The organism is Streptomyces varsoviensis (assembly GCF_000718635.1).
In the GTDB taxonomy this organism is placed as follows: domain Bacteria; phylum Actinomycetota; class Actinomycetes; order Streptomycetales; family Streptomycetaceae; genus Streptomyces; species Streptomyces varsoviensis.
On sequence record NZ_JOBF01000007.1, the window covers coordinates 1 to 26,486 of the forward strand.

The window sequence follows — 26,486 nt, forward strand, 5'->3', positions numbered from 1 at the left end:
CCATCCGACGGGCTCACCCATGACAGCCATACCCAGAACCCCTGGGCCCCTCGATCTTACGAATGACCGAAGCAGACCCACGCTTGAAAGGTAGGACTCCCCCATGCCCACCATGCTCACGGTCAGTGACCTTCTCGTTCTGCTGCGCGAGTGCGCCGGCGAGGAGGAGTCGGTCGATCTGGACGGCGACATCCTCGATGTCCCGTTCGAGGACCTCGGCTACGACTCGCTGGCCCTGCTCAACACCGTGGGGCGCATCGAACGCGACTGCTCGATCCAGCTCGGGGACGACACCGTGGAGAAGGCGCTGACGCCCCGCGACCTGATCGACATGACCAATACGGCGCTCGGCGCCGCCACCGCCGCCGACGACACGCTCTGAGGGGCCCGACATGTGCGGAATCACGGGCTGGATCGATTTCGGCAAGGACCTCACTCGGGAGCGCGCCACGGCCCAGGCGATGACCGACACGATGGCCTGCCGGGGCCCGGACGCCGAGGGGCTGTGGCTCGGCGCGCACGCGGCGCTCGGCCATCGCCGGCTCGCCGTCATCGATCCGGCGGGCGGCGCCCAGCCGATGACCGCCGCGGCCGACGACGGCTCGACCGTGGCGATCACGTTCAGCGGTGAGATCTACAACTTCCGGGAGCTGCGCGCCGAGCTGGTCGCGTACGGGCACCGCTTCCGTACCCGCTGCGACACCGAGGTCGTGCTGCGCGGCTACCTCCAGTGGGGCACGGCGCTCGTCGACCGGCTCAATGGCATGTACGCGTTCGGCGTCTGGGACGACGGGCGACAGGAACTGCTGCTCGTACGGGACCGGATGGGCGTCAAGCCGCTCTACTACCACCCCACCGCCCACGGGGTGCTGTTCGGCTCGGAGCCCAAGGCGGTGCTGGCCAATCCGCTGATGCCGCGCCGGGTGACGGCCACCGGGCTGTGCGAGGTCCTGGACATGGTCAAGACGCCCGGCGAGGCGGTCTTCGCCGGGCTGCGGGAGGTGCGCCCCGGCGAACTGGTGCGGGTCACCCGGGCCGGCACGGCGGCCAAGCGGTACTGGTCGCTGCGGGCCCGGGAGCACACCGACGACCTGCCGGCCACCATCGCCACGGTGCGCGAACTGCTGGAGGACATCGTCACCCGCCAGATGGTGTCCGACGTGCCGCTGTGCGGGCTGCTCTCCGGCGGCCTGGACTCCTCGGCCGTCACCGCGCTCGCGGCGCGCTCCCGCGCCGCGTCCGGCGGCCGGCCGATGCGCAGCTTCTCCGTCGACTTCGTCGGCGCGGACGCCGCGTTCGAGCCCGACGCCGTACGGGCCTCGCCGGACGCCCCGTTCATCCGGGAGATGGTCCGGCACGTGGCGGGCGAGCACACCGAAATACTGCTCGACAGCGACGAGTTGAGCAGCCCGTCCGTACGGGCGGCCGTGCTGGCGGCGACCGATCTGCCGCCGGTGTACTGGGGCGACATGTGGCCGTCCCTGTATCTCTTCTTCCAGCGGGTGCGCCGGCACTGCACGGTGGCGCTGTCCGGGGAGTCGGCGGACGAACTGTTCGGCGGCTACCGGTGGTTCCACCGCCCGGCGGCCGTGAACGCCGACACCTTCCCCTGGCTGACGTCGGGTTCGTCCCGGTACTTCGGCGGCACGTCGCTGCTCGATCCGCGGCTGCTGGAGAAGCTCGACCTGCCCGGGTACCGGCGGGCGCGCTACCAGGAGGCGCTGGACGAGGTGCCGGAGCTGCCCGGCGAGGACCTCGGGGAGCGGCGGATGCGCGAGGTGACGTATCTGAACCTGACGCGGTTCGTCCAGACGCTGCTGGACCGCAAGGACCGGATGAGCATGGCGACCGGGCTGGAGGTCCGGGTGCCGTTCTGCGACCACCGGCTGGTGGAGTACGTCTTCAACGTGCCGTGGGCGATGAAGAGTTTCGACGGCCGGGAGAAGAGCCTGCTGCGGGCCGCGGTCCGGGACCTGCTGCCGAAGCCCGTGCTCGAACGGGTCAAGACGCCCTACCCGGCCACCCAGGACCCGGGGTACGAGCTGCTGCTGCGGCGCGAGCTGGCCGAGGTGCTGGCCGACCGGGACGCGCCCGTACGGGACCTGCTGGACCTGGACCGGGCGCGGGCCACGGCCGGCCGGCCGGTGGGGGCGGTCAGCCGCCCGTACGACCGCGGCAGCCTGGAGCTGGTGCTGTGGCTCAACGCGTGGCTGACCTCCTACGGCATCACCCTCGAACTGTGAGCCCGCGGGAGAACGGGCCCGGCGGACGCGACGGCGTCCGCCGGGCCGACGTGTGCGTCGTGGGCGCGGGTCCGGCCGGGCTGACCCTGGCGCTGCTCATGGTCCGGTCCGGCGCTCGGGTCACCGTCCTGGAGCGCAGCCCGTCGCTGGACCGGGCCTACCGCGGGGAGATCCTCCAGCCCGGCGGGCAGCGGCTGCTGGACTCCCTCGGGGTACTGGCGGGGGCCCGGCGGCGCGGCTGCCACGAGCACGACGGGTTCCGGCTGGAGGAGCGCGGCAAGGTCCTCATCGACGGGGACTACCGGCGGCTGCCGGGCCCGTACAACTGCCTGCTGAGCCTGCCGCAGCGCCACCTCCTGGCGGAGCTGCTGGAGCACTGCCGCGCGTATGCGGGCTTCGAGTACATCGAGGGGGCCAAGGTCACCGGGCTGCTGGAGGAGGGCGGCGCGGTGCGCGGCGTGACCTGCCGGGCGGCCGGGGACCGGCCGCCGCTGGAGGTCCGGGCGCTGTGCGTGGTGGGCGCGGACGGCCGCTTCTCGACCGTGCGGCGGCTGGCGGGCATCGACCACGACCGCCTCGACCTCTTCGACCAGGACGTGCTGTGGTTCCGGCTCGCCCAGCCGGCGCTGGGGAACGTCCGTATCTTCCGGGCCGGCGGGAGCCCGCTGCTCGCCTACACCTCCTTCCCCGACAGCGTGCAGCTCGGCTGGACGCTGCCGCACGGCGGCTACCCGGCGCTGGCGAGCCAGGGGTTCGCGCACGTCAAGGACCAGCTCCGGCGGGCAGCGCCGCACTACGCGGACGCCATCGACGCGCAGGTGCGCGGCTTCGGCGACCTGTCGCTGCTGGACGTCTTCGCCGGGAGCGTACGGCGGTGGGCGCGGGACGGGCTGCTGCTGATCGGCGACAGCGCGCACACCCACAGCCCCATCGGCGCGCAGGGCATCAACCTCGCCGTCCAGGACGCGGTGGCCGCGCACCCGGTGCTGTGCGAGGGCATCCGGCGGGGAACGGTGAGCGAGGCGCTGCTCGCGCCCGTCACGTCCCAACGGGCGCGCGACGTCACGGCCATGACACGCATTCAGGTGATGCAGAGTCGGATGATGCTCTCGCGCGGGCGCGTGTCCTCGGTGGTACGGCCGCGGGCCGCCGCGCTGATGTCGCGCACCCCGGCCTACCGGGCGCTGCTGCGGCGGATCGCGTTCGGCAACGAGGCCATCGAGGTCCGCTCCGACCTGTTCGGCGAGGGCGCGGCCGCGGCGGCGTGACGCGCCGGCCGCCCGGCGCACCCGTACGGCGAAACCCCACCGCTCCCCAAAGCGGTGGGGTTTCGCCGTACGGTCCGGGCCGCCGCCCGTCAGACCACGGTGCTCTCGAACATATGGAGGTAGGAGTTGACGGGGGTGACGGCGTCGAGCCGCAGGCCGGCCTGCTGGATGAGCGCCCTCAGCCCGTCCTCGGTGTGCTTCTTCCCACCGACGTTCAGCAGCAGCATCAGGTCCATGGCCGTGGTGAAGCGGGCCTCGGGGCTGCCGTCCACCAGGTTCTCGATGACCACGACGCGGGCGCCGGGGCGGGCCGCCGCGGCGGCGTTGCGCAGGGTGCGCACGGTGCTCTCGTCGTCCCACTCCAGGATGTTCTTCAGGAGGTAGACGTCGGCGGAGACCGGGATCTCCCCCCGGCAGTCGCCGCCCACCAGCGCCGCGCGGTCGGCGAGCGCGCCGCCGGGCAGCAGCCGGGGGTCGGCGCCGACGACGACGTCCGGCAGGTCGAAGAGCGTGCCGCGCAGCGCCGGGTGGCGCTCCAGGAGGGTGGCCAGCACCCGGCCCTGCCCGCCGGCGATGTCCACGATCCGCTCGGCGCCGTCGACATTCAGGACGTCGGCGATGGCCCGCGCCGAGAGGATGCTGGACTGCGTCATCGCCTTGTCGAACACCTCGGAGGACTCGCGCGCCTCGGCGGTGTGCAGGTAGTCGAAGAACTCGGTGCCGAACAGGTCGGCGAAGGCGCTCTTGCCCGTACGGACCGCCTCGTCGAGGTGCGGCCACAGCTCCCAGGTCCAGGGCTCGGTGGCCCACAGGCAGGTGTAGCGCAGGCTGCGCGGGGCGTCCTCGCGCAGCAGCCGCGAGGTGTCGGTGTGCGCGAACCGCCCGTCGGGGAGCTCGACGCCGATGCCGTGGGTGGACAGGGCGCGCAACAGCCTGGCCAGCGGCTCGGGCTGGGCGTTCACGGCCTCGGCGAGCCGCTCGGCGGTGGCGGGCTCGTCGCCCAGCTCGTCCATGACGCCCAGGCGGGCCGCCGCGCGGACGGCGGCGGCGCAGGCGGCGCTGAGGGCGAGTTCGCGGAGCTGCCGCACTGCGGGCGGTATGGCCGTGGGCGATGCGTCGGTCACGGGGGGTCCCTTCGGTTCGGTGTGGGTGTGCGGGGGTGGGGCGGTCGGGCGGTGGAGCGGTGGAAGGGGGGCGGTGGGGCGGGCGGGACCTAGTGCGCCGCCGCCGTGTGCGCGGTGACCGTGGCGAACGGCGCCGGGTCGGCGGTGGCCAGCGACATGACCGGGCGTACGGCCCGCTGGAACCCCTCGGTGCGCACGGCGCGCTGGTGGGACTCGGCGTCGTCCCACTCCGCCACCTCCACGTAGACCGCGGCGTCCTTGGCGGAGCGGTAGAGCCGGTGCGAGTGGAAGCCCGGCTGCTGGGTCATGTGCTCGGTGATCTCGGCGATTCCGGCCTCGAACGCGGCGGTGTCGCCGCTGACGGTGAAGCGGTTGATGAAGGTGAACATGGCGGATGGGTCCTCTCCGTGCCCGCGTGCCGGGCTGTGGTGTGTGGCAAATGGACTGGGTGGTACGGGAACTGATGGGGCGTCACTACGGCAGGCGGCCCGCCAGGGCTTCTTCGCGCAGGTCGCGGCGTTGGACCTTGCCGGTGGGCGAGCGCGGTATCCGCCGCACCACGTCCAGGTACCGGATGTGCGCGTAGTAGGGCAGCCGGCCGTTGGCCTCCCGTACGGCCGCGTCGACGCCGGCGCCCGCCGCGGCCTCGTCGCGGGGCACGATCCAGGCGTGCGCGACGGCACCGCTGGTCTCCTCAGGGTGGTCGAAGACCACGCACTCCGCGATCTCGGGGCTGCGCAGCACCTCGTTCTCGATCTCCAGCGGCGACACCAGCCAGTTGTCGCACTTGAAGACGTCCTTGATGCGGTCGACGACGAACAGCCGCCCCTCGGCGTCCGCGTAGCCGATGTCCCCGGTGGAGAACCAGCCGTCGGCGTCGACGGCGTCGGGCGCGCCGGCCGCCGGGGCGAGGTAGCCCTTCATGAGCTGCGGGCCGCGGACCTGGATCTCGCCGCGGGTGTCCGCGGGGAGCACGGCCCGGGTCTCCGGGTCGACGATGCGGCACTCGGTGCCGGGTACGGGCGGCCCGCAGGACCCGGCGACGGGGCGGTCCAGGGTGTCGAAGTGCGTGGACGGCGAGGTCTCGGCGAGCCCGTACCCCTGACCGACCGGAACCCCGAGGTGCGCGCTCAGCACCGCGCCCGTACGGCCGGGCAGCGCCGAGCCGCCGGAGAGCACGGCCCGCAGGGTCGGTACGGCCAGTTCCGGCAGCCGCGGGTGGGCGGCGAGCCGGGCGAGCCGGACGGGCAGGCTGTAGTAGTGGGTGGCGCCGTGCCGGACCGCGGTGCGGACGGCGTGTTCGCTGTCGTCCTCGGGGCACAGCACATGGGTGGTTCCGACGACCACGGCGATGTTCAGGTGCATCAGGTGGAACGACGGCAGGTTGTTGAGCAGCACGGAGTCCGGGGTCAGCCGGTGGACGTGCGCGGTCTGCGCGGCGTTGACCGTCAGATTGCGGTGGGTGAGCATGACCGTCTTCGGGGCGCCGGTGGTGCCGCTGGTGAACTGGAGGTTCGCCACGGAGTCGGCGTCGTGCTCGGCCGCGGGCGGGTCCGCCGGGGCGTCGCGGATCAGCTCGTCGAGCGTCGGCACCCCCGCGAGACCGCCCCGCTCGTCCCGGTGGGTGAGCACCACGCTCCGCAGGGCGGGCAGGCGCGGCCGTACCGCCTCGATCAGCGGGTACATCGCGGGCGGGACGATCACCGCCCGCGCTCCGGCGGAGGCGAGGACGTGTTCCAGGCGCTCCTCGCGCAGCAGCGGATTGAAGATGGCGCTGACGTTCTGGGCCCGGGCGAGGCCGAAGTAGGAGACGGCGAACGGCAGATCGAGCGCCGCCGCGATGCCCACCACGGTGTCCGGGCCGCCGAACGCGGCGCGGAGGGCGGCGGCGCAGCGGCTGACGCGCTCGTCGAGGGCGGCGTAGGTCAGCTCCCCGGACGGGCCGCTCAGCGCGAGCCGTTCGGGGGCGCGGGCCGCGGCGCGCCGCAGCAGGTCGTCGATGCGCGGGCCGCCGAGCAGCGCGCCGAGCGTCTCCAGCGGAGCGCCGACGGCGGTGCTGTCCCCGGTCGTGCTGTCCCCGGTCGCGGCGGCATCCCGGGTCGCGGCGGCATCCCGGGTCGCGGCGGCATCCCCGGTCGCGGGGGCACCCCCGGTCGCGGTGGCATCCCCGGTCGCGGTGGCATCCCCGGCGCCGGCTCCGGGGCCTTTCCCCGCGGCGGTGTGGTCGCCGGTCGCCGTGGTCACTGGCCCGTCCGCAGGTCGTCCCGCTCGACCGTACGGTGCTTGACCAGCAGGTTCCCGTCGGCCTGGCGCACCAGCAGGTCGTCGCAGGAGCAGCTCAGGTGGACGGCCGCCTTGCCGCCGCGCGGGGTGCTCACGATGAGGGCGTAGGTCCGGGCCCGTACGGTGCCGTCGGCCTGCTCGTCGACCTGGAGCATGCCGAGCCAGTGGCGGCGTTGGATGCCCTGTTCGGCGAGCTGGTCCGCGGCCTTGCGGGCGGCGGCGGCGATCTCGGCGCGGCCGGTGGACGGCTGGGGATGCGCGTTGGCGGTGAACACGCCGTCCTCGGTGAAGGTCCGGGACCACTCCACGGCCCGCGCCTCGTCGAGGTACCGCATCTGGCGCCCGTAGAAGTGCTGGACCTCCTGGTAGAGCGCCGATTCCGGGCCGGCGTCGGCCGGCCGCTGCGAAGGCGACATGCTCTCTCCCCTGTTTCTCTCGGCTCGGCTGCCGGCGGCGTCCGTCGGCAGTGGCAGTGGCTGTGGCTGTGGCTGTGGCTGCGGCTGCGGTTATGGCCGTGGCTGTGGCCGTGTCCGGCGCTGGGCCGCAGCCGTTCGGCGAGCGTGGCAGCCGGTCTTCGAAAGGTTTTCGAGGCGCGGTCGGGCGGCGGGCGGCGGCGTCGGCACGAACGGCAGTCGGCCGAGCCTCGAAGATCGCCCTGCACCCTGAGGCGCACAGGCAACGCGCGACACGATGGAGGAACGGTCATGAGCAGCACGGGTGTGCCCCGAACCGCCCTGGTCACGGGCGGAACCAGCGGTATCGGCCTCGCCGTGGTGAGGACGCTCGCCGAGCGCGGCCTACGGGTGTTCCTCTGCGCGCGGAGCGCCGAGAACGTGGCGGCGGTGGTCAAGGAGCTGCGCGCCGAGGGGTTCGACGTCGACGGCCGCGAGGGGGACGTACGGTCGCCGGATTCCGTACGGCAGGTGGTGCGCGCGGCCGTCGACCGGTACGGGCCGCTGACCGTGCTGGTCAACAACGCCGGGCGGAACGGCGGCGGCCCGACGGCGCGCATCACCGACGAGCTGTGGAACGACGTGATCGACACCAACCTCAACAGCGTCTTCTACATGACGCGCGAGGCGCTGACGACCGGCGGGCTGGAGGGCCGGGAAGGCGGGCGGATCATCTCCATCGCCTCGACGGGCGGCAAGCAGGGCGTGCCGCTGGGCGCGCCGTACTCGGCGTCCAAGAGCGGCGTGATCGGCTTCACCAAGGCGCTGGCCAAGGAGCTGGCCCAGACGGGCGTCACCGTCAACGCGGTGTGCCCGGGGTATGTCGAGACGCCGATGGCGGTGCGGGTGCGGCAGGCGTACGCGGCGACCTGGGAGACCACCGAGGACGACGTGCTGGGCCGCTTCAACGACAAGATCCCGATGGGGCGCTACTCCACTCCGCGGGAGGTGGCGGGGCTGGTCGGCTATCTGGTGACCGAGGAGGCCGCGTCGATCACCGCGCAGGCCCTCAACGTCTGCGGTGGGCTGGGCAGTTACTGATCCACCCTCTCTTGGCACGTTTCGACTCGATGAGAAGGAAGGCTGCTCCATGACCTCGTACGGACGCCACCGCACCGTGCACGAGACCGAGATCGACGCTCCGGCCGACACGGTGTACGCGATCATCGCGGACGCCACGGCATGGCCGGAGCGGTTCACGCCCACCGTCCATGTCGAGCGCGAACCGCTCGGCGCCGCAGCCGAGCGGCTGCGGATCTGGGCGACCGCCAACGGCGAGGTGAAGCACTGGACTTCGCGCCGCGATCTGGACGCGGCGGCCCGCCGGGTCCGGTTCCGGCAGGAGGTGTGCTCGCCGCCGGTCGCCGCGATGGGCGGCGAGTGGGTGGTCGAGGAGCGGCCCGGCGGCGCCACCCGGCTGGTGCTGCACCACGACTTCGAGGCCGTCGACGACCACGCGGACCAGGTGGCGTGGATCGGCACGGCGACCGACCGCAACAGCCGGACCGAGCTGGACAACATCAAGGCGCTGGCGGAGGGTTGGGAGGACCGTTCGGAGCTGGTGTTCTCCTTCTCCGACTCGGAGCTGATCGACGGCCCGGCCGATGTCGCGTACGACTTCCTCCAGCAGGCCGCGAAGTGGCCGGACCGGCTGCCGCACGTCTCCCGGATGGAGCTGACCGAGCCCGCGCCGAACGTCCAGGCGATGACGATGGTCACGCGCGCCGGGAACGGGTCGGAGCACACCACCGAGTCGGTGCGCGTCTGCTTCCCCGCCGACCGGATCGTCTACAAGCAGCTCGTCACCCCGCCCCTGATGACCACTCATACCGGTGTCTGGCGGCTGGAGAAGACCGCCGACGGCATCAAGGTGACGTCCCATCACACCATCGCGCTCAACGCGTCGGCGATCCCGGCGGTGCTGGGCGAGGAGGCTACCCCGGCGTCCGCGCGGGCGTACGTACGCGCCGCCGTCGGCGGGAACAGCGCCGCGACCCTCGCGCACGCCAAGCGGTTCACGGAGTCGGCGCATGCGCGGTGACGGGCCGGGCCCGGCGGCCTCGGGCGCCCCAGGCCGGGGCGCCGGCGGCCGGCCGGGGCCGGCGGGTACGGACGTCGAGGTGCTGGTCGTCGGCGGCGGTCCGGCGGGGCTGACCGTGGCGCACGAACTCGCCCGGCGCGGCGTGCGGCTGCGCGTGGTGGACCGGGCGTCCGGCCCCGCCACCACCAGCCGGGCGCTGGCCACGCACCCGCGCACCATGGAGGTCTGCCACCAGATGGGGCTGGCGGACGAACTGCTCGCGCGGGGGCAGCGGGTCGAGCACTTCACGCTGCACATGCGGGGCCGGCCGCTCATCCGCTTCGACACCAACTACGCGCGGCTGCCCACCAGATACCCGTACACGCTGATGGTCGATCAGGTGCTGATGGAGGAAGTGCTCCGGGACGGCCTGCGGCGACTGGGCGTCGAGGTCGCGTGGGGCACCGAGCTGGTGGACTTCACGCCGGGGCCGCGGCAGGTCACGGCCCGGCTGCGGAGCACGGGCACGGAGGCGGCGACGGAGCTCACCGCGGGGTGGCTGGTCGGCGCGGACGGCTCGCGCAGCACCGTACGCGAACAGCTCGGGCTGCGGCTGCACGGCGGCGCGGCCCGCGTCTGGCTCAACGCCGACGTGGTGCTCGACGCCCCGCTCCCCCGCGACTCCAACCACCTGCTGCACACCGGGAACGGCACCCTGCTGCTGGTCCCGTTCCCCGCGCCCGGCAAGTGGCGGATCGTGGACACGGAGTACACCAGGGACACGATGGACGCGGACGACCCGGAGGCGGTACGGGCCGCGCTGAGCCGCAAGCTGGAGAAGGCGCTCGGACGGCCCGTGGCGGTGGCTGCGCCCACCTGGATCTCGGTGTTCCGGGTCCAGCAGCGCATGATCACGGCCATGCGCTCCGGGCGCTGCTTCGTCGCCGGGGACGCCGCGCACGTGCACAGCCCGGCGTCCGGCCAGGGCATGAACACCGGCATCCAGGACGCCTACAACCTGGCCTGGAAGCTGGCCGACGTGGTCCGGGGGCACGCCCGCGACGCGCTGCTCGACACCTATCCGGCGGAGCGGCTGCCGGTGGGCGGCCGGTTGCTGGGCTCGACCAAGAAGGCCACGGCGCTCGTCGCGCTGCGCAACGCCGCCGCCCCCGTGCTGATGCCGGTGGCCCTGACCGCGCTCAAGGCGCTGCGGCCCGCGAAGCGGCGGGTGGAGCACCGGATGATGGCCGGCATGTCCGGCCTGGCCCTGCACTACGAGGGCGGGCCGCTGACCCCGGGGCCGACGGCGGACGCCGTGGACGGCATCCGGCCGGGGCGCCGGGTGGGCTGCTCGGCCGACGACGAGAAGCGCCACCCCGGCTGGCGGGCGCTGTGCGCGGAGCTGACCGATCCGCGCTGGACGCTGCTGCTCTTCGGGGACGGGGAGCGGTGTGCCGCGTCGGTGGACGAGGCGTACGGCCGGGCCGTGTCCGTACGCGTCGTGGCACCCGGCACCGCGGGCGGCGAGGGGCCGTACGCGCTGGCCGACCCGGACGGCGCGCTGGGCCGGGCGCTGGGCCCGGGCCCCGGCGCGTACGCGCTGATCAGGCCGGACGGCTATCTCGCGGACCGGGGCCCGGTGACGGGTTTCGCGGGTCTCGCCGCCGTGTTCGACGGCTTCCATCTGCTGCCCGGCGGCGGGAGCGCCGGCGCGTGACAGCCGCGGGCCGGGCGCCGGCCCCGTACGGAGAAGAAGACGAAGCAGACACAGAAGACGCAGAAGACACAGAGAGGGCCACGGACATGACGGGACAAGCAGACATGACGGGACCAGTCGAGAACCCCGCCGCGGGTGCGACCACCGGGTCATTGGCGCTGGTGACCGGCGCGACGAGCGGCGTCGGGCTGGCCGTCGCCCGGCGGCTGGCCGCCACGGGGCACGAGGTGCTGATGAACTACGCCCACGACGAGGAGCGGGCGCTGACGGCCGAGAAGGAGCTGGCCGAGGCCGGGGGCAGGGTGCGGCTGCTGCGCGCGGACGTCGGTACGCCGCTGGGGGTCGTACGGCTGCTGGAGGAGGTCCGGGGCGCGTACGGGCGGCTGGACGTGCTGGTGCACAGCGCCGGTTCGTTCCATCCGATGTCCACCACCGCGCCCCGCGTCGAGGGGTGCCTGCGGGACGGCGCGATCGCGCTCGGGCCGCTGGTGTACGGGGCCGGGCGGCTCGGTGAGCTGCTGACGCCGGGCGCCGGGCGGCTCGTCGCGGTCTCCGGCGCGGGCGCCCGTTCCGTGGTGCCGGGCTACGCGGGCCTGGGCATGGCGAAGGCGGCCCTGGAGTCGATGGTGCGCTACCTCGCCGTGGAGCTGGCCGGGCGCGGCGTCGCCGTCAACGCGGTGGCCGCGGGGAAGCTCGCCCCCGACGGCCCGGACCGGCTGCCCGCCGAGGCGCTGGCGCGCATCGTGGCGCGTACCCCCGCGGGCCGGCTGACCAGCGCCGACGAGGTGGCCGGCGTGGTGGCGCTGCTGTGCCGGCCGGAGGCGGCGGCGCTGCACGGCCAGGTGCTCACCGTCGACGGCGGGGCCGGGCTGCTGTGACGGAGACGGCGCGGCGGGAGAAGGCGATCGGCGACGGCCCCGGCCCGACGGCGCGGTTCATCGATCTGTCCCAGGCGGTGGACGCCGGGCAGTGGGAGGTCGATCCGGTCCGGCACGAGGTCATGAGCCCGGCCGAGGGCGGCAGGCACATGGCGGAGGGGATGCGGCGCCACCACGGCGTGGAGTTCGACCCGGCCGAGCTCCCGGACGGCGAGCTGCTGTCGCTGGACACACTGACGCTCACCACGCACACCGGCACGCACGTCGACGCGCCCTCGCACTACGGGTCGCGCGCCGCGTACGGCACACCGCGCCATATCGACCGGATGCCGCTGGACTGGTTCCAGCGGCCGGGGTTCCGGCTGGATCTGCGCGGCGAGCCCGTCGGGGCGATCGGCGCGGACCGGGTGCGGCGCGCCCTGGACGAGGCCGGGAGCGTGCCCCGCCCGCTGGACATCGTGCTGCTGCACACGGGGGCGGACGAGCTGGCGGGCACCCCGGAGTTCTTCACGGACTTCGCCGGGCTCGACGCGGCGGCCACGCATCTGCTGCTCGACCTCGGGGTCCGGGTGATCGGCACGGACGCGTTCAGCCTGGACGCGCCGTTCGGCCACATGATCAAGGAGTATCAGCGCACCGGGGACCGGGGGGTGCTGTGGCCGGCGCACTTCGTGGGGCGCGAGCGCGAGTACTGCCAGATCGAGCGGCTGGCCAACCTCGGTGCCCTGCCGGGCCCCACGGGGTTCACGGTGTCGTGCTTCCCGGTGAAGATCGCGGGGGCAGGGGCCGGCTGGACGCGGGCGGTCGCCGTCGTCGAGGAGGGAGTCGATGGAGTGAGCGAGTGAGCGAGCGCATGAGTGAATGAGTGAATGAGTAACTGACCACGGCCCCCATACCCTGGCGAGAATCCAAGGCATATCGGCATTTTCGCCGCTGTCGGCCCGGCGGTGCTCTCCATAGGCTCCCGATATCAGCCGCCTACGAGAGAGCAACTGCTATGCCTGACAAGAGCGATGAGACGAATGGCATGACCCGGCGCACGGCGCTGGGGCGCGGCGCCGGTGTCGCCGCGATAGGGGCGGCCTCCGTGTTCGCCACCGCGGTGTCCGCCCCGGAGGCCGCCGCGGCCTCGAATTCGGCGTCGTCGGCGAACGCCTCGGCCGGGGCCGCCCATCGGCTGCCGGCGAAGGTCGCGGGAATTCGCGTTCCCGACACCGATTTGGCCCATAAGACCGCGGCGTTCGTCCGCTCCGCGTCCTCCGCCACGCTCTACAACCACGTGATGCGCACCTATCTTTTCAGCGCCGCGATATTCGACCGGCGCGGTGTGCGCTACGACCGTGAACTCGCTTTCGTCGCCGCGGCCCTGCACGACCTGGGGCTGATCAAGGAGTACCAGACCCCGGCCGAGCGGTTCGAGGTCGACGGCGCCGACGCCGCGCAGCGGTTCCTGCGCGCGCAGCGCGTGCCGGCCGACCGGATCGACATCGTCTGGGACGCGATCGCGCTGCACACCACGGTCGGCGTCGCGACGCGGAAGCGGCCGGAGATCGCCATGGTCTCCGTGGGGTCGGGGCTCGATTTCACCGGGAACGACCTTCAGCAGATCCCGTCCGACATGCTCGCCGAGATCCTCCGCGCCTACCCCAGGGAAGGGTTCAAGCGGGAGGCGGTGGACAACATCCTGGGGCTGTGCCGCACCAAGCCCATGTCGGTGGTCATGCACCCCTTCGCCGAGGTCGGCCGCCGCCACATCCCGGACTTCAAGGTGCCCACGGTGGAGGACCTGCTGCTGGCCGCGCCCTTCGAGGAATGAGCGCGGGGCGGGTCCGCCGCAGCCGCGGACCCGCCCCGCACGACTGTCACGGGATGTCGTAGCCCTCATCCCGTAGGTGCTCCTTGGCCGCCGCCAGGGCCGCCCGGTCCGCGTCGGGGCCGCCCGGCCGGGCGGGGAGCAGTGCGACGACCCGGCTGTGGCCGCGGCGTACGGCGGTGTGCCGGCGGGCCACGGCGGCGAGCCCCTGCCCGGGGCCCGCCTCCACGAGCACCCGGCCGCCGGTCTCCAGCAGGGCGTCCAGGGCGGACCAGAACCACACCGGGTCCACGGGCTGGCGCGCCCAGAACTCGGGGCTTCGGGCCTGTTCGGCGGTGAGCGGGGCCGCCGTGTACCCGGAGTAGACGGGGGTGCCGGGCGGGTTCCGGCGGACCTCGCCGAGGAGGCGTTCGGCGCCCTTCGCGTACGGCGCGAGCGCGGGGCTGTGGAACGCGGACAGGGCGGGGACCGGCCGGAAGACGAGCCCGTCGGCGCGCAACCGCTCGCCGACGGCGCGCAGTTGGTCGCCGGGGCCGGAGAGCACGGTCTGGCCGGGGGCGTTGACCGCGCCGACCGCCACCTGTCCGCCGAGGTACGGCGCCAGCCGGTCGGGGTTCGCCGCCACCGCGAGCATGCCGCCCGGCGGCGCGTCGGCCAGCCGCAGTACGCGGTCGAGGACCACGCGGGCCGCATCGCGCACCGGGAAGACCCCGGCGAGCGTGGCGGCGGCCAGCTCGCCGATGCTGTGCCCGAGGAGGGCCACCGGGCGGATGCCCCAGCTCAGCACGAGGCGGCCGAGGGCGTAGTCGACGGCGAAGAGCAGCGGCTGGGAGCGCAGCACGTGGTCCAGGGGCACCTCGGGGCGTTCCGCCGCCCACCAGTCCGCGCGGATCATCGCGCCGTGCCGGCCCATCGCGTCGAGCACCTCGTCGAACGCCTCGGCGAAGACCGGCTCGTACGGGTGGAGGCCGGCGGCCATCGCCCGGTGCTGGGAGCCCTGGCCGGGCAGCAGCAGCGCCACCGGCCGCGGGGCGCCGGGCTCGGCGCGCGGGCCGGTGGGCGCCGCCGCGGTCGTGGTCATGAGAGCCGGCCGGCGGCCGCTGCGATCCGCTCGTCGGTCGCGGTGAAGGCGATACGGACGTGCCGCTCGCCGGCGGTGCCGTAGAAGGTCCCGGGGGCGACGAGGATGCCGTGCTCGGCCAGGTCCTTGACCGTGGTCCAGCAGGGTTCGTCGCGGGTCGCCCACAGGAACAGGCCGCCCTCGGAGCGCTCGATGCGGAAGCCGGCGGAGCGCAGGGCCCGGCTCAGCGTCTCGCGGCGGCGCGCGTAGCGGGCGCGCTGCTCGGTGACGTGCGTGTCGTCGTCGAGGGCGGCGGTCATGGCGGCCTGTACGGGGCCGGGGACGGCGTGGCCGGCGTGCTTGCGGACCGACAGCAGGCGCCGTACGAGGTGGGGGTCGCCGGCGCAGAACCCGGCGCGGTAGCCGGCCAGGTTGGAGCGTTTGGAGAGCGAGTACACGGCCAGCAGTCCGTCGTGACTGTCGCCGCACACGCGCGGGTCGAGGAGGGACGGGGGCCGCTGCTCCCAGCCGTACTCGATGTAGCACTCGTCATTGGCCAGGACGACGCCCCGCTCCCTGGCCCAGGCCACGAGTTCCCGCAGTTCGGCGACGGAGAGGATGCTGCCGTCGGGGTTGGCGGGCGAGTTGAGCCAGACGACCTTGGGGCGCTCCCCGGCGAGGTCGAGGGGCGAGTCGACGGGCCGGGAGTCGGCGCCGGCGAGCCGGGCGCTGACGTCGAAGGTGGGGAAGGCCAGCCGGGGGAAGGCGACGAGGTCGCCGGGGCGGGTGCCGAGCATCGCCGGGAGCCAGGCGATGAGTTCCTTGGTGCCGACGGCGGGCAGCACGGCGGCGGGGTCCACCCGCACGCCGTGCCTGCGGCTCAGCCAGCCGGCGGCGGCCGCGCGCAGTTCGGGGGTGCCTTCGGTGGGCGGGTAGCCGGGGGCGTCGGCGGCGCGGGCCAGGGCGTCGCGGATGGGGCCGGGGGTGGGGTCGACGGGTTCGCCCATGGCCAGGTTGACGATCCCGTCGGGGTGTTCGGCGGCACGCCTGCGGTGCGGCAGAATCACCTCCCAGGGGAATTCGGGCATGTCCTTCATTTCTGCTCCTCTATTCCCCAGGCGATGACGCGGCGGGGGTGGATGCGGATCATTTCGTCCGCGCAGTGCGGGCGGCGTGCCCGGCCGCCGGTCGGCAGCGCCTCGGCGATTCCGTGGATGACGATGCCCCGTACGACTTCGGGGTCGCGGCTGGGAATGTCGTCGACGACGAAGGAGACCCGGGCGTCGGCCCGGACATTCTTGAACTTCCGGCTCTGTCCCATGCCGCGGCCGGTGATCTCGATGGTGCCGTGGTCCGCGTCGATCTCGAACGAGACGGGGACGTTGTGCGGCTCGCCGCTCGCCCCGACCGTCGCGAGCCGACCGTATCCCTGTTCGCGCAGGTAGGCGATCTGCTGTGCGTTGAACGGCATGTCACGCCCTCTCATCCGTAGGGGACGCCGACACGGTAGACAGCGTTCCTAGAGGGCCCTTCGAGGCGCGGGGACGGCGGAAAGCGGGGGAAAGTGCCTGGACATCGGCTCTAAGCCGCGCTGCCAGCATGCTCCGCACGATCACTCGTTCTCGGAACTCGAAAGAGGCACGGATGCGATACGACGTGGATGTGGTGGTGGCCGGCGCCGGGCCCACCGGTCTGATGCTCGCCGCGGAACTGCGGCTGGCGGGCGCCCGCACTCTGGTGGTGGAGCGCCTGTCGGAGCCGGTCGAATTCTCCAAGGCCCTCGGCATGCACTCGCGCAGCGTCGAGATCCTGGAAATGCGCGGCCAGGCCCAGGACTTCCTGGACGGCGCCTCGACACTGAAGGGCGGCAACTTCGCGAGCCTGGGCGTGCCGCTGCAGTTCCAGGACTTCGACACCCGGCACCCGTACGTCCTGTTCATCCCGCAGGTCCGTACGGAGCAGTTGCTGACCCGGCGCGTTCTGGAGCTGGGCGCCGAGCTGCGCCGCGGGCACGCGCTGTCCGCGCTGGCGCAGGACGAGGAGTCGGTCACCGTCCAGATCACCGGTCCTGACGGGCCGTACGAGGTCCGCAGCCGCTATCTGGTGGGGTGCGACGGCGGCGGCAGCACGGTGCGCAAGCTCCTCGACGTCGATTTCCCGGGCCAGGAGCCGCACATGTTCGCGGTCATCGCGGACGCGAAGTTCAGCGAGGAGCTGCCGCGGGGCGAGGGCATGGGGCCGATGCGCCCGTACGGGGTGATGCGGCACGACCTGCGGGCCTGGTTCGCGGCGTTCCCGCTGGAGCCCGATGTGTACCGCGCGACCATCGCGTTCTTCGACCGGCCGTACGCGGACCGGCGGGCCCCGATCACCGAGGAGGACGTGCGGGCGGCGCTGCGCGAGGTCGCCGGCAGCGATCTGGGGATGCATGACGTGCAGTGGCTGTCGCGGTTGACGGACACCTCCCGGCAGGCCGAGCGGTACCGCTCGGGCCGGGTGCTGCTGGCCGGGGACGCCTGCCACATCCATCTGCCGGCCGGCGGGCAGGGCCTGAACCTGGGGTTCCAGGACGCGTTCAACCTGGGCTGGAAGCTGGGCGCGGTGGTCGCGGGCACGGCGCCGGACGGGCTGCTCGACACGTACGAGGCGGAGCGCTACCCGGTGGCGCAGGGGGTGCTGCGCAACACGCGGGCGCAGGCGGTGCTCATCGACCCGGACCCGCGGTACGAGGGGCTGCGGGAGCTGATGATCGAGCTGCTGCATCTGCCGGAGACCAACCGGTATCTGGCGGGGCTCGTCTCCGCGCTGGATCTGCGTTACGACATTCCGGGCGAACACCCGCTGGTCGGGCGGCGCGTACCGGATCTGTCGCTGGCCACCGCGGAGGGCGAGCGGCGGCTGAGCGAGTACTTCCACGGCGCGCGCGGCGTGCTGCTGACGCTCCCTTCGGCGCCGGACGTGGCCGATCTCGCCACGGGCTGGAAGGGCCGGGTGGACGTGGTGGCCGCGTCGGAGGTGCGGGAGCCGTACGCCCCGGAGCCCGAGGTGTCGGCGCTGCTGATGCGCCCGGACGGCTATGTCTGCTGGGCCGGCCCGGCGGCAGGGGGCCAGGAGGGGCTGACGGAGGCCCTGCACACCTGGTTCGGCGCGCCGGCGGCGTAGCCGGCCCTCGGTCGCGGGCGGTTCCCGACCTTCTCCTGCCCCGCCTCCCCTCCCCCTGTTCTCATCCGAACGTTCACTCCCAGCCAAGATGATCAAGGAGAGCCATGTCCGCGTCACCGCTCGCGCCGGTCGCCCAGGCCCGCACGATCCTTCAGCTCAACACCGCCTACCACCAGGCGAAGGTGTTGCACACGGCCGTCGAACTCGGCCTGTTCGAACTGCTGGCGTCCGGCCCCGCGACCGTCGAGGAGGTGAAGAAGGGGCTGGGCATCGCCCACCCCCTGGCCCAGGAGTTCCTTGACGCCCTCGCCGCCCTAGGGCTGCTGGAGGCGGTCGGCGACCGGTTCGCCAACAGCGGGGCCGCGACCGCGTTCCTGGTCCCCGGCTCCCCCTCCTACCTGGGCGGCAGCGTCCTCCAGCACGCCCGTAAGCACTACCGGGTGTGGGGCGAGCTGACGACGGCGCTGCGCGAGGGCCGGGCCGGGTCCGGCGCGGAGGCGCACGGTCCCGAGGCGTACCCGAAGCACTACGCCGATCCGGACAAGGCGCGGCAGGCGATGGCGCATTTCGACACGTTCAGCTCCTTCACCGCCGATGAGCTGGCCCGGCGCGTCGACTGGCGGCCGTACACGTCCTTCGTCGACATCGGCGGCGCCCGGGGCCAGCTCGCGTCACGGATCGCGCTGGCGCATCCGCATCTGTCCGGGGCGGTCTTCGACCTGCCGCCGCTGGAGCCGCTCTTCGACGAGCTGGCGGCGGCGCGCGGGGTGGCCGACCGGCTGCGGTTCTACGGCGGCGACTTCCTCGCCGACCCGCTGCCCGAGGCGGACGTGGTGGTCACCGGGCACGTGCTGCCGGACTGGCCGGACGCGCAGCGGCGGGAGCTGCTGCGCCGCATCCACGGCGCGCTGCGGCCGGGCGGGGCGCTGATGATCTACGACCTGATGGCGGACCCGGAGTCGGAGTCCGTGCACGATGTGCTCCAGCGGCTGAACCACGGGCTGATCCGCGGCGACAGCTCCTCGTGCACGCTGGCCGAGTGCCACGCGTCCGTCGAGGAGGCGGGGTTCGAGGTGACCCGGACGGAGCAGCTCGACAATCTGCTCGGAGACTGGCTGATTGTCGCCACAAAGCGCTGACGAGGGATAACCCCGCTTGCTACCGTGACGCGACCACCGGAACGGGCGCGTTCGGGCCATCCGGGACCAGTTCGGCGAATGGAGAGCAAGAGCATCATGCGGCAGGCGACCGAGATTTCGACGGAAGAAGACCGAATGGCCACATATCAGACAGCGAAGAGCATTCATGAAGAAGCTGAACCTGGGGATTCTCGCCCACGTTGACGCCGGCAAGACCAGCCTCACCGAGCGCCTCCTGTACCGGACCGGCGTCATCGACTCGGTGGGCAGCGTCGACAAGGGAACCACACAGACCGACTCCATGGAGCTGGAGCGGCAGCGGGGCATCACGATCCGCTCGGCCGTCGCCTCCTTCGTCCTCGACGACCTCAAAGTCAATCTGATCGACACTCCGGGCCACTCCGACTTCATCTCCGAGGTGGAGCGCGCGCTCCGGGTGCTCGACGGCGCCGTGCTGGTGGTATCGGCGGTGGAAGGGGTGCAGCCGCAGACCCGCATCCTGATGCGGACGCTGCAGCGGCTGGCGATCCCCACCCTGCTGTTCGTCAACAAGGTCGACCGCGCCGGCGCGCGTTATGAAGGACTCCTCGACGACATCGGCAAGAAGCTGACCCCGCACGCCGTCGCGATGTCCTCGGTCGAGGACATCGGGACCCGCGGGGCGCGCTCCCATGCCCGCACGGTGGAGGACGAGGGATTCGCCGTGTATCTGGCGGAGGCGCTGGCCGAGGAGAGCGACGCGTTCCTCGCGGCCTATCTCGACGACGACCGCCGGCTGACGCAGAAGGAGTACGACGCGGAGCTGGCCCTGCAGACCGGGCGCGGCCGACTCCACCCGGTGTTCTTCGGCTCCGCCGTGACCGGCGAGGGCATCGATGAACTGCTGCACGGGGTGCAGGTCTTCCTGCCGTCCGTGCACGCCGACGCGGACGCGCCGCTCGGTGGCACGGTCTTCAAGGTGGACCGGGGGACGCGGGGCGAGAAGGTGGCGTATCTGCGGCTGCGGTCCGGTTCCGTCGGCGCCCGCGACCAGGTGACGTTCCATCGCACGGACCACTCCGGTCTCACCACGGAGCACCCGGTGCGGATCACCTCGCTCCAGGTCTTCGAGCACGGCTCGACGACCGCGGAGGCGCGGGCGACGGCCGGGGACATCGCGAAGGTCCGGGGGTTCAAGGAGGCGCGGGTGGGCGACCGGCTCGGGCTCGACGACGAGCAGGCGCCGCGCAACTTCTTCGCGCCGCCCAGCCTGGAGACGGTCGTCCGGTCCGAGCGGCCCGGGGAGGCGGGGCGGCTGCACGCCGCGCTGCAGGCCCTGAGCGAGCAGGACCCGCACATCGAACTGCGGCAGGACCAGTACGCCGACGGCGCCGTGCTGCGGCTCTACGGGGAGGTGCAGAAGGAGATCATCCGGACCACCCTGGAGGAGGTGTACGGCGTCCGGGCGTACTTCGAGCAGACCCGGACCGTGCATATCGAGAAGCCCGTCGGGGTCGGCGCGTGGCTGGAGGAGCTCGACACCCGGACGCGGAACTACTTCTGGGCGACGGTGGGGCTGCGGGTGGAGCCGGCGGCGCCCGGCGCCGGGGTGGTCTTCCGGCTCGGCGTGGAGCTCGGCTCGCTGCCGCGCGCCTTCCACACGGCCATCGAGGAGACGGTGCACACGACGCTGGACCACGGGCTGTACGGCTGGCAGGTGACGGACATCGCCGTGACGCTCACGCACTCCGGTTTCGCGAGTCCGGTGAGCGCGGCGGACGACTTCCGCAAGGTCACTCCGCTGGTGCTGATGACGGCGCTCAAGGAGGCCGGGACGCAGGTGTACGAGCCGGTGAGCGGCTTCGAGATGGAGCTGCCGCCGGACAGCCTGAGTCCGGTGCTGGCGAAACTGGCGGAGCTGGGGGCGCGTCCGCAGCCGCCCACGGCGCGGGAGGACGGGTACCGGCTGACGGGGTCCATGGAGTCCAGCAAGGTGCACGAGTTCGAGCAGCAGGTGCCCGGTCTCACGCAGGGGGAAGGGGTCTTCCTCTCCGAGTTCCAGGGCTATCAGGCGGTGCAGGGGCGCTTCCCGTCGCGGCCGCGGCCCGAGGGCGCGAACCCGCTGAACCGTGACGAGTACATCCTGCACACGGTCAAGCGCCTCTGACCGGCGCACCCGACCGGCGTGACGCCGGCCCCGGTACCGGGTTGGGCTCGGTACCGGGTTGGGCTCGTTACCGGGGCCGGTTCAGGACCAGGAGGGGACGCTGAAGGCGCCGGCGCGGGGCGCGGCCGTCCGTCCGGGCCTGCCGCGGGGCGGCGGGACGATGAGCACGGACTTGGCCTTGTTCACGGCGTCGATTCTGGATACGGCGCCCAGTTTGTCGAAGATATTGCGGAGATGGCGCTTCACCGTTGCTTCGGTGATCTCCAGCCGGGACGCGATCTGCCCATTGCTCATTCCCTGCGCCACATTCTCGATGATCTGTAATTCCCGCGCCGAAAGCCGCGGCCCGTCCTGGTCGCGGGCGGCCACCAGGCTTTCGGTGGGCAGGGAGAGGACGATCTGATCGGGGTGGACGACCACGCTGCGAATCGCGGTGATCACCTCTTCCCGCATGACGTTCTTGGCGAGGAAGGCGCTCACGCGCAGCCGCAGGGCCTCGCGGACGAGGGCCGGATGGGTGCAGGAGGTCAGCACGATGCATCGCGAAATGGGCGAGACTCTTTTCATCTCGGCCAGCAGCGACACAATTCCGCCCGCGTCCGGGCCGTCCAGGAGAATGACATCCGGCCGCTTCTCCGTGGCAATGCGTACCGCCGTCTCGCTGTCGGCGGTGCCGCCGACGACCTCGATATCGAGCTCCTTCGCGAGCACCTCGCACAGCGTTTCCCGGAGTAGCCCCTGGTCGTCCACGACCAGGACCGTAATCGCGCTATTGATCGCCACGTACTCCCCGCCACCCATCTTCCCGGTCCGTCCCCGCGCAGCACCAGCGCGAGCATCTTGTTCGAACAGCACTCCGGGCGTCAAGCGAAGGACCACTTTCAACTACCGAGAATGCCTTGGGCCACCGGTGGCCCGGTCCCCGAGAAAGAAAAGTCAGTCGAAATCAATTACGAAGTGCGGCCCCCCACCAAACGCACACCGAGCAGCGGTAAGGGCATCCATACCCCGCCCGGTGCGGCATATTCGCCGCGCTCCGAACGTCCCCAAGGAGATCCCAACCGCGACGCGCGAGTCAAGCCCCACGGCCGGAATGCTCTATCGAGAAGTCCCTGCTCACACCGGGGGCCGGGCCCGGGAGCCGGGGCGCTCGGGATCGCGCGAACGCTCACCGCCCGACCGCGCACCCATGAATACCCTGTCCGATTTGACGCATTTTGTTATTCCGTTCCGAACGGAACTGGTGTATAAGCCCCCGAGGGTGGAGACGCCGCCTCCAATACGGCTCCAAGCGGGCGCGAAGACGCCATGGGAGCGTGGCGGGAGCGTTCCCCCGAAGGGCAGGTCCGTACCACTCCGACACTCACTCGGGAGGCCATATCTCGTGGACACCGGAGCTGTTACGAAAATCCATTGCGGCGAACGGCCCATTCGACGAATTATGTGCGGCCACCACGCACTACAGCACCCGGCCGTGATCGGCCGGGTGCTGTTCCTTCGGTGCGGCGCGCCGGACCACTCGCCCGTACGGCGCGCCGGACCGTCACGGCGCGGGCAGATCCGCCAGGGCGGCCACGGTCTCGCGGTGCCGGCCGGGGGCGCCGAGGGCGATCTGGTCGGCCTTGGCGCGTTTGAGGTAGAGGTGCGCGGGGTGCTCCCAGGTCATGCCGATACCGCCGTGGAGCTGTACGCACTCCTCGGCGGCCCGCACCGCCACCTGCCCGCAGTAGGACTGCGCGACGGCCACGGCGAGCGCGGCCTCGACACCGCCCGCGCCGTCGGCGGCCAGGGCGTCGGCGGCGCTGCGGGCCGCCGCGCGGGCCGAGGCGACCTGGAGCCAGAGTTCGGCGAGCCGGTGCTTGACCGCCTGGAACGAACCGATGGGGCGGCCGAACTGATAGCGCTCCCCCGCGTAGCGGACGGTCTCGGCGAGGCACCACTCGGCGATGCCGAGCTGTTCGGAGGCGAGCAGCCCGGCCCCGGCGAGGAGCGCCGCGTCGACGGCGGCGGTGGCGCGTTCCTCCCCCGCCACGCGGCGGGCGGGCGCCCCGGCGAGGGTGACGCGCGCGAGCGGGCGGGTGCGGTCGAGCGCGGTGATACCGGTGACCCGTACGCCCTCTGACGCCGCGTCAACGGTGTAGAGGCCGCCGTCGGCCCGTACGAGCAGCAGCTCCGCGCCGGCCGCGCCGGCGACCGCGGAGACCTCGCCGCTGAGGGTCCCGGCGGCGTCCGCCCGTACGGTGACCGGCGGCGGCGCGCCGGGCGCGGCGGGCAGCGGGATCGCGAGCGCCGCGACGCGGCGGCCCTCGGCGAGGGCACGCAGCGGCCCGGCCACCTCGTCCCGCGCGGTGTCGCAGGCCAGCAGGGCGGAGGCGGCGAGGACGGCGCTGGTCAGATACGGCACGGGGGCGACGGATCGGCCCAACTCCTCCAGTACGACGGCGGTTTCGCGGGGCCCGGCGCCCTGGCCGCCGAGCTTCTCGGGGACGAGCAGCCCGGCCGTGCCCATGTCGGCGGCGAGCACGCGCCAGAGGCCGGCGTCGTACGGGTCCGCGGTCTCACCGCGGGCGAGGACGGCGGCCGGCTGGGCACGGTCGGCGAGCAACGACCGTACGGCGGACCGGAGATCGGTCTCGGCCTCCGAGTAGAGCAGGTCCGGCTCGGTCATCGGGGCAGGTCCTTCCAGGCGACGTCCTTGTCGGTGCGCGGCTCGGGCGGCAGGCCCAGGACGCGTTCGGCGACGATGTTGAGCAGCACCTCGGAGGTGCCGCCCTCGATGGAGTTGCCCTTGGCGCGCAGATAGCGGTATCCGGCGTCGCGGCCGGTGAAGTCGACGCCCTCGGGGCGGCGCATGGTCCAGTCGTCGTAGGCGAGGCCGTCGGCGCCGAGCAGTTCGACCTCCAGGCCGCTGATCTCCTGGTTGAGGCGGGCGAAGGACAGCTTGAGGCCGGAGCCCTCGGGTCCGGGCTGGCCGACGGCGAGTTGCTGGCGCAGCCGTTCGCCGGTGAGCCGGGCGACCTCGGCCTCCACCCACAGGGTCAGCAGCCGCTGGTGCAGATCGTGGGTGCGCAGTTCGGGGCGGGCGCGCCAGGTCTCGGCGACGACGCCGATCATGCCGCCCTCGCGGGGTACGCGGGCGCCGCCGATGGCGACCCGCTCGTTCATCAGGGTCGTGCTCGCCACCCGCCAGCCCTCGCCGACGCCGCCGAGGCGGTGCGCGTCGGGGATGCGCACGCCGGTGAGGAAGACCTCGTTGAACTCGGCCTCCCCGGTGATCTGGCGCAGCGGCCGCACCTCGACGCCGGGGTCGCTCATGTCGCAGACGAAGTAGGTGATGCCCTGGTGCTTGGGGAGGCCGGGGTCGGTGCGGGCGATGAGGATCGCCCAGCGGGCCAGGTGCGCGCCGGACGTCCAGACCTTCTGGCCGTCGACGGTCCAGGTGTCGCCGTCGCGTACGGCGCGGGTGGCGAGCGCCGCGAGGTCGGAACCGGCGCCGGGCTCGCTGAAGAGCTGGCACCACACCTCCTCGCCGGTCCACAGGGGGCGCAGGAAGCGCTGCTTCTGCTCGTCGGTGCCGTACCGGAGGATGGTGGGAGCTGCCATGCCGAGGCCGATGCCGATGCGGCGCGGGTCGTTGTCGGGGGCGCCCGCCGCCGCCAGTTCGGCCTCCACGACCGGTTGGAGGGAGCGCGGCGCGTCGAGCCCGCCGAGGCCCGCGGGGAAGTGCACCCAGGCGAGTCCGGCGTCGAAGCGAGCGCGCAGGAAGTCGAGCCGGTCGGTGGTGGCGGGGTCGTGCGCGGCGAGCAGGGCGGCTGTGCGGCGGCGCAGCCCGTCGGCGTCGATGGTGCTCATCGGCGCTCCTCGGGCGCGCCGGGCTCGACCACGACGCGGCCGGTGGTGGTGCCGTCGGCGACGCGCTGCACGGCGTCGGCCGCGCCGGCGAGCGGTACGCGGTCGCCGATGAGCGGCTTGACCTTGCCGTCGGCGGCGAGCTTGGTCAGCTCGTCGTGGCAGGCGCGTACCGCGTCGGGGTCCTTGGCGTTGTAGAGGCCCCAGTGGAGGCCGACGATGGAGTAGTTCTTGATGAGCGCGTGGTTGAGGGCGGCCTTGGGGATCGTGCCGCTCGCGAAGCCGACGACGAGGATACGGCCCTCGAAGGCGACGCACTTGGTGGACTGGGTGAAGGCGTCGCCGCCGACGGGGTCGTAGACGACGTCGGCGCCGCGACCGCCGGTGGCCTCCTTGACGACCGTGACGACGTCCTCCACGCGGCGGTCGACGACGAGGTCGCAGCCCAGCTCGCGGGCGGCGGCAGCCTTGCGGGGGCCGCCGACGACGCCGATGACGGTGGCGCCGGCGGCCTTGCCGAGCTGTACGGCCGCGCTGCCGACGCCGCCGGCCGCGGCGTGCACGAGAAGGGTCTCGCCGGCCGCCAGGCGCGCCCGGCGGTGCAGGCCGAACCAGCCGGTCTGGTAGCCGATGTGCAGGGCGGCGGCCTCGGCGTCGTCCAGCGCCTCGGGGGCGGGGAGCACGGTGTGCGCGCCGACGACCGCGCGCTCGGCGAAGGCCCCCGCGGGGAGCGCGGGCTGCGCGAGGACGCGCGCGCCGATCTCCCCTTCCGCGCCGTCGCCGAGCGCGAGGATCTCGGCGCACAGTTCGACGCCGGGGGTGAACGGCAGCGGCGGCCGGACCTGGTACTGGCCCCGGCACAGCAGCGCGTCGGGGAAGTTGACGTTCGCGGCCCGCACGCCGAGCAGCAGCTCCCCGGCTCCGGGCGCCGGCTCGGCCACCTCCTCCAGCCGCATCACGTCGCGGGGTTCGCCGTTCTCGTGCACTCGCCATGCCAGCATTTGCGTGGCCTCCCACAGAACCGTCTCGCCTACGCGCGCGTCCCGCGCTGGCCGCATACTAACCAGTCGGTATTTGAGAGGGACAGGGGTCGCCGGGCGCACCCGGCACGCGTCCGCCGGGTGCGCGGAGGCTGGGGGCGGCCGTGCGCACGGCCCGACCGCACCACGTGTACGGCCGCCGGGCAGCGGGCCGGGCGAACCGCCCCGACGTCCGTCACGTCCGACGGCGGGGCGCCGGGGCCGCCCAGAACAGCGGCTCGCCGGCGCCTGGGGCCCGCGCCGGGGCGGGGGTACGGAGGCCGGGGCGTGCGTGTGCCGGCCGTACGCGCGT

At 73.0% G+C, this 26,486-nt stretch carries 23 protein-coding genes; 12 read left to right on the top strand and 11 right to left on the bottom strand.

Features of this window, described 5'->3' with window-relative positions; all coding sequences use genetic code 11:
- The first annotated feature begins 103 nt into the window (after nucleotides 1-103).
- The 3 genes from IF55_RS12410 to IF55_RS12420 are packed head-to-tail and all read left to right on the top strand — an operon-like array spanning nucleotide 104 to nucleotide 3,511.
- Nucleotides 104-382 (top strand): acyl carrier protein, encoded by a 279-nt coding sequence (locus tag IF55_RS12410; RefSeq protein WP_030879769.1) that lies wholly within the window; start codon nucleotides 104-106, stop codon nucleotides 380-382.
- Between the two features lie 10 nt (nucleotides 383-392).
- Nucleotides 393-2,243 carry an asparagine synthase (glutamine-hydrolyzing) gene (gene asnB, locus IF55_RS12415; RefSeq protein WP_030879773.1) on the top strand — a complete coding sequence of 617 codons (1,851 nt, stop codon included), beginning with the start codon at nucleotides 393-395 and terminating at the stop codon, nucleotides 2,241-2,243.
- A complete protein-coding gene (locus IF55_RS12420; protein ID WP_048831904.1) occupies nucleotides 2,240-3,511 on the top strand; it encodes an FAD-dependent monooxygenase in 1,272 nt (423 codons plus the stop codon). Before asnB ends, IF55_RS12420 begins: the two co-directional genes overlap by 4 nt.
- Nucleotides 3,512-3,600: 89 nt before the next feature.
- Here the strand turns inward: IF55_RS12420 and IF55_RS12425 are convergent, their stop codons facing one another.
- The 4 genes from IF55_RS12425 to IF55_RS12440 form a co-directional block, all read right to left on the bottom strand.
- Nucleotides 3,601-4,635, bottom strand: a complete 1,035-nt coding sequence (locus IF55_RS12425) for a methyltransferase (RefSeq protein ID WP_030879781.1) — start codon at nucleotides 4,633-4,635, stop codon at nucleotides 3,601-3,603.
- Between the two features lie 89 nt (nucleotides 4,636-4,724).
- Complete coding sequence (locus IF55_RS12430) at nucleotides 4,725-5,024, bottom strand: antibiotic biosynthesis monooxygenase family protein (RefSeq protein ID WP_030879783.1); 300 nt, start codon at nucleotides 5,022-5,024, stop codon at nucleotides 4,725-4,727.
- 85 nt (nucleotides 5,025-5,109) lie between these two features.
- On the bottom strand, nucleotides 5,110-6,879 hold the full coding sequence (locus tag IF55_RS12435) for a class I adenylate-forming enzyme family protein (RefSeq protein WP_245661173.1): 1,770 nt from the start codon (nucleotides 6,877-6,879) through the stop codon (nucleotides 5,110-5,112).
- A complete protein-coding gene (locus tag IF55_RS12440; protein WP_030879787.1) occupies nucleotides 6,876-7,334 on the bottom strand; it encodes a nuclear transport factor 2 family protein in 459 nt (152 codons plus the stop codon). Before IF55_RS12440 ends, IF55_RS12435 begins: the two co-directional genes overlap by 4 nt.
- 288 nt (nucleotides 7,335-7,622) lie before the next feature.
- Here IF55_RS12440 and IF55_RS12445 point away from each other — a divergent pair, with 288 nt between their 5' ends.
- The 6 genes from IF55_RS12445 (at nucleotide 7,623) to IF55_RS12470 (ending at nucleotide 13,801) form a co-directional block, all read left to right on the top strand.
- Nucleotides 7,623-8,411 (top strand): SDR family NAD(P)-dependent oxidoreductase, encoded by a 789-nt coding sequence (locus IF55_RS12445; RefSeq protein WP_030879790.1) that lies wholly within the window; start codon nucleotides 7,623-7,625, stop codon nucleotides 8,409-8,411.
- Between the two features lie 49 nt (nucleotides 8,412-8,460).
- Entirely contained in the window at nucleotides 8,461-9,411 is a 951-nt protein-coding gene (locus tag IF55_RS12450) for an aromatase/cyclase (RefSeq protein WP_030879793.1), read from the top strand.
- The gene (locus IF55_RS12455) at nucleotides 9,401-11,107 is read left to right on the top strand and encodes an FAD-dependent oxidoreductase (protein WP_078644243.1); all 1,707 of its coding nucleotides are present in this window, start codon (nucleotides 9,401-9,403) and stop codon (nucleotides 11,105-11,107) included. Before IF55_RS12450 ends, IF55_RS12455 begins: the two co-directional genes overlap by 11 nt.
- A 104-nt stretch (nucleotides 11,108-11,211) precedes the next feature.
- Nucleotides 11,212-11,985 carry an SDR family oxidoreductase gene (locus IF55_RS12460; protein ID WP_048831905.1) on the top strand — a complete coding sequence of 258 codons (774 nt, stop codon included), beginning with the start codon at nucleotides 11,212-11,214 and terminating at the stop codon, nucleotides 11,983-11,985.
- Nucleotides 11,982-12,830 (top strand): cyclase family protein, encoded by an 849-nt coding sequence (locus IF55_RS12465; RefSeq protein WP_245661174.1) that lies wholly within the window; start codon nucleotides 11,982-11,984, stop codon nucleotides 12,828-12,830. Before IF55_RS12460 ends, IF55_RS12465 begins: the two co-directional genes overlap by 4 nt.
- Before the next feature lie 182 nt (nucleotides 12,831-13,012).
- The gene (locus IF55_RS12470) at nucleotides 13,013-13,801 is read left to right on the top strand and encodes an HD domain-containing protein (RefSeq protein WP_245661175.1); all 789 of its coding nucleotides are present in this window, start codon (nucleotides 13,013-13,015) and stop codon (nucleotides 13,799-13,801) included.
- Nucleotides 13,802-13,847: 46 nt separating this feature from the next.
- Here IF55_RS12470 and IF55_RS12475 read toward each other — a convergent pair whose 3' ends face one another.
- The 3 genes from IF55_RS12475 to IF55_RS12485 are packed head-to-tail and all read right to left on the bottom strand — an operon-like array spanning nucleotide 13,848 to nucleotide 16,329.
- Complete coding sequence (locus tag IF55_RS12475; protein WP_030879807.1) at nucleotides 13,848-14,879, bottom strand: acyltransferase domain-containing protein; 1,032 nt, start codon at nucleotides 14,877-14,879, stop codon at nucleotides 13,848-13,850.
- On the bottom strand, nucleotides 14,876-15,955 hold the full coding sequence (gene dapC / locus IF55_RS12480; RefSeq protein ID WP_030879812.1) for a succinyldiaminopimelate transaminase: 1,080 nt from the start codon (nucleotides 15,953-15,955) through the stop codon (nucleotides 14,876-14,878). Before dapC ends, IF55_RS12475 begins: the two co-directional genes overlap by 4 nt.
- Nucleotides 15,952-16,329 carry a PPOX class F420-dependent oxidoreductase gene (locus tag IF55_RS12485; protein WP_030879815.1) on the bottom strand — a complete coding sequence of 126 codons (378 nt, stop codon included), beginning with the start codon at nucleotides 16,327-16,329 and terminating at the stop codon, nucleotides 15,952-15,954. Before IF55_RS12485 ends, dapC begins: the two co-directional genes overlap by 4 nt.
- 173 nt (nucleotides 16,330-16,502) lie before the next feature.
- On the opposite strand from IF55_RS12485, the gene IF55_RS12490 reads away from it, so the two are divergent.
- The 3 genes from IF55_RS12490 to otr(A) all read left to right on the top strand — a co-directional run bounded on the left by IF55_RS12490 (nucleotide 16,503) and on the right by otr(A) (nucleotide 21,305).
- Nucleotides 16,503-18,020, top strand: coding sequence for an FAD-dependent monooxygenase (locus IF55_RS12490; protein ID WP_030879818.1), 1,518 nt, complete (start codon nucleotides 16,503-16,505; stop codon nucleotides 18,018-18,020).
- Between the two features lie 104 nt (nucleotides 18,021-18,124).
- On the top strand, nucleotides 18,125-19,159 hold the full coding sequence (locus IF55_RS12495; protein ID WP_030879820.1) for a methyltransferase: 1,035 nt from the start codon (nucleotides 18,125-18,127) through the stop codon (nucleotides 19,157-19,159).
- A 166-nt stretch (nucleotides 19,160-19,325) separates the two neighbouring features.
- Complete coding sequence (gene otr(A) / locus IF55_RS12500; RefSeq protein ID WP_030879823.1) at nucleotides 19,326-21,305, top strand: tetracycline resistance ribosomal protection protein Otr(A); 1,980 nt, start codon at nucleotides 19,326-19,328, stop codon at nucleotides 21,303-21,305.
- An 81-nt stretch (nucleotides 21,306-21,386) separates the two neighbouring features.
- On the opposite strand, the gene IF55_RS12505 is transcribed toward otr(A), so the two are convergent.
- The 4 genes from IF55_RS12505 to IF55_RS12520 form a co-directional block, all read right to left on the bottom strand.
- Nucleotides 21,387-22,055, bottom strand: coding sequence for a LuxR C-terminal-related transcriptional regulator (locus IF55_RS12505; protein ID WP_169767206.1), 669 nt, complete (start codon nucleotides 22,053-22,055; stop codon nucleotides 21,387-21,389).
- A gap of 793 nt (nucleotides 22,056-22,848) precedes the next feature.
- On the bottom strand, nucleotides 22,849-23,973 hold the full coding sequence (locus tag IF55_RS12510; RefSeq protein ID WP_030879828.1) for an acyl-CoA dehydrogenase family protein: 1,125 nt from the start codon (nucleotides 23,971-23,973) through the stop codon (nucleotides 22,849-22,851).
- Nucleotides 23,970-25,157: an acyl-CoA dehydrogenase family protein gene (locus IF55_RS12515; RefSeq protein ID WP_030879831.1), complete on the bottom strand. Its 1,188-nt coding sequence runs from the start codon at nucleotides 25,155-25,157 to the stop codon at nucleotides 23,970-23,972. Before IF55_RS12515 ends, IF55_RS12510 begins: the two co-directional genes overlap by 4 nt.
- The gene (locus tag IF55_RS12520; protein WP_030879833.1) at nucleotides 25,154-26,155 is read right to left on the bottom strand and encodes an NADPH:quinone oxidoreductase family protein; all 1,002 of its coding nucleotides are present in this window, start codon (nucleotides 26,153-26,155) and stop codon (nucleotides 25,154-25,156) included. The genes IF55_RS12515 and IF55_RS12520 overlap by 4 nt, the downstream gene beginning before the upstream one ends.
- Nucleotides 26,156-26,486: the final 331 nt, after the last annotated feature.

Coding starts and splice junctions, on each gene's coding strand:
- IF55_RS12485 (WP_030879815.1), bottom strand. CDS start 16,329: ATGCCGTTCAACGCACAGCAGATCGCCTACCTGCGCGAACAGGGATAC.
- IF55_RS12450 (WP_030879793.1), top strand. CDS start 8,461: ATGACCTCGTACGGACGCCACCGCACCGTGCACGAGACCGAGATCGAC.
- IF55_RS12430 (WP_030879783.1), bottom strand. CDS start 5,024: ATGTTCACCTTCATCAACCGCTTCACCGTCAGCGGCGACACCGCCGCG.
- IF55_RS12475 (WP_030879807.1), bottom strand. CDS start 14,879: ATGACCACGACCGCGGCGGCGCCCACCGGCCCGCGCGCCGAGCCCGGC.
- IF55_RS12520 (WP_030879833.1), bottom strand. CDS start 26,155: ATGCTGGCATGGCGAGTGCACGAGAACGGCGAACCCCGCGACGTGATG.
- IF55_RS12455 (WP_078644243.1), top strand. CDS start 9,401: ATGCGCGGTGACGGGCCGGGCCCGGCGGCCTCGGGCGCCCCAGGCCGG.
- IF55_RS12460 (WP_048831905.1), top strand. CDS start 11,212: ATGACGGGACCAGTCGAGAACCCCGCCGCGGGTGCGACCACCGGGTCA.
- IF55_RS12445 (WP_030879790.1), top strand. CDS start 7,623: ATGAGCAGCACGGGTGTGCCCCGAACCGCCCTGGTCACGGGCGGAACC.
- IF55_RS12515 (WP_030879831.1), bottom strand. CDS start 25,157: ATGAGCACCATCGACGCCGACGGGCTGCGCCGCCGCACAGCCGCCCTG.
- IF55_RS12410 (WP_030879769.1), top strand. CDS start 104: ATGCCCACCATGCTCACGGTCAGTGACCTTCTCGTTCTGCTGCGCGAG.
- IF55_RS12510 (WP_030879828.1), bottom strand. CDS start 23,973: ATGACCGAGCCGGACCTGCTCTACTCGGAGGCCGAGACCGATCTCCGG.
- dapC (WP_030879812.1), bottom strand. CDS start 15,955: ATGAAGGACATGCCCGAATTCCCCTGGGAGGTGATTCTGCCGCACCGC.
- IF55_RS12470 (WP_245661175.1), top strand. CDS start 13,013: ATGACCCGGCGCACGGCGCTGGGGCGCGGCGCCGGTGTCGCCGCGATA.
- IF55_RS12440 (WP_030879787.1), bottom strand. CDS start 7,334: ATGTCGCCTTCGCAGCGGCCGGCCGACGCCGGCCCGGAATCGGCGCTC.
- IF55_RS12495 (WP_030879820.1), top strand. CDS start 18,125: ATGTCCGCGTCACCGCTCGCGCCGGTCGCCCAGGCCCGCACGATCCTT.
- IF55_RS12490 (WP_030879818.1), top strand. CDS start 16,503: ATGCGATACGACGTGGATGTGGTGGTGGCCGGCGCCGGGCCCACCGGT.
- asnB (WP_030879773.1), top strand. CDS start 393: ATGTGCGGAATCACGGGCTGGATCGATTTCGGCAAGGACCTCACTCGG.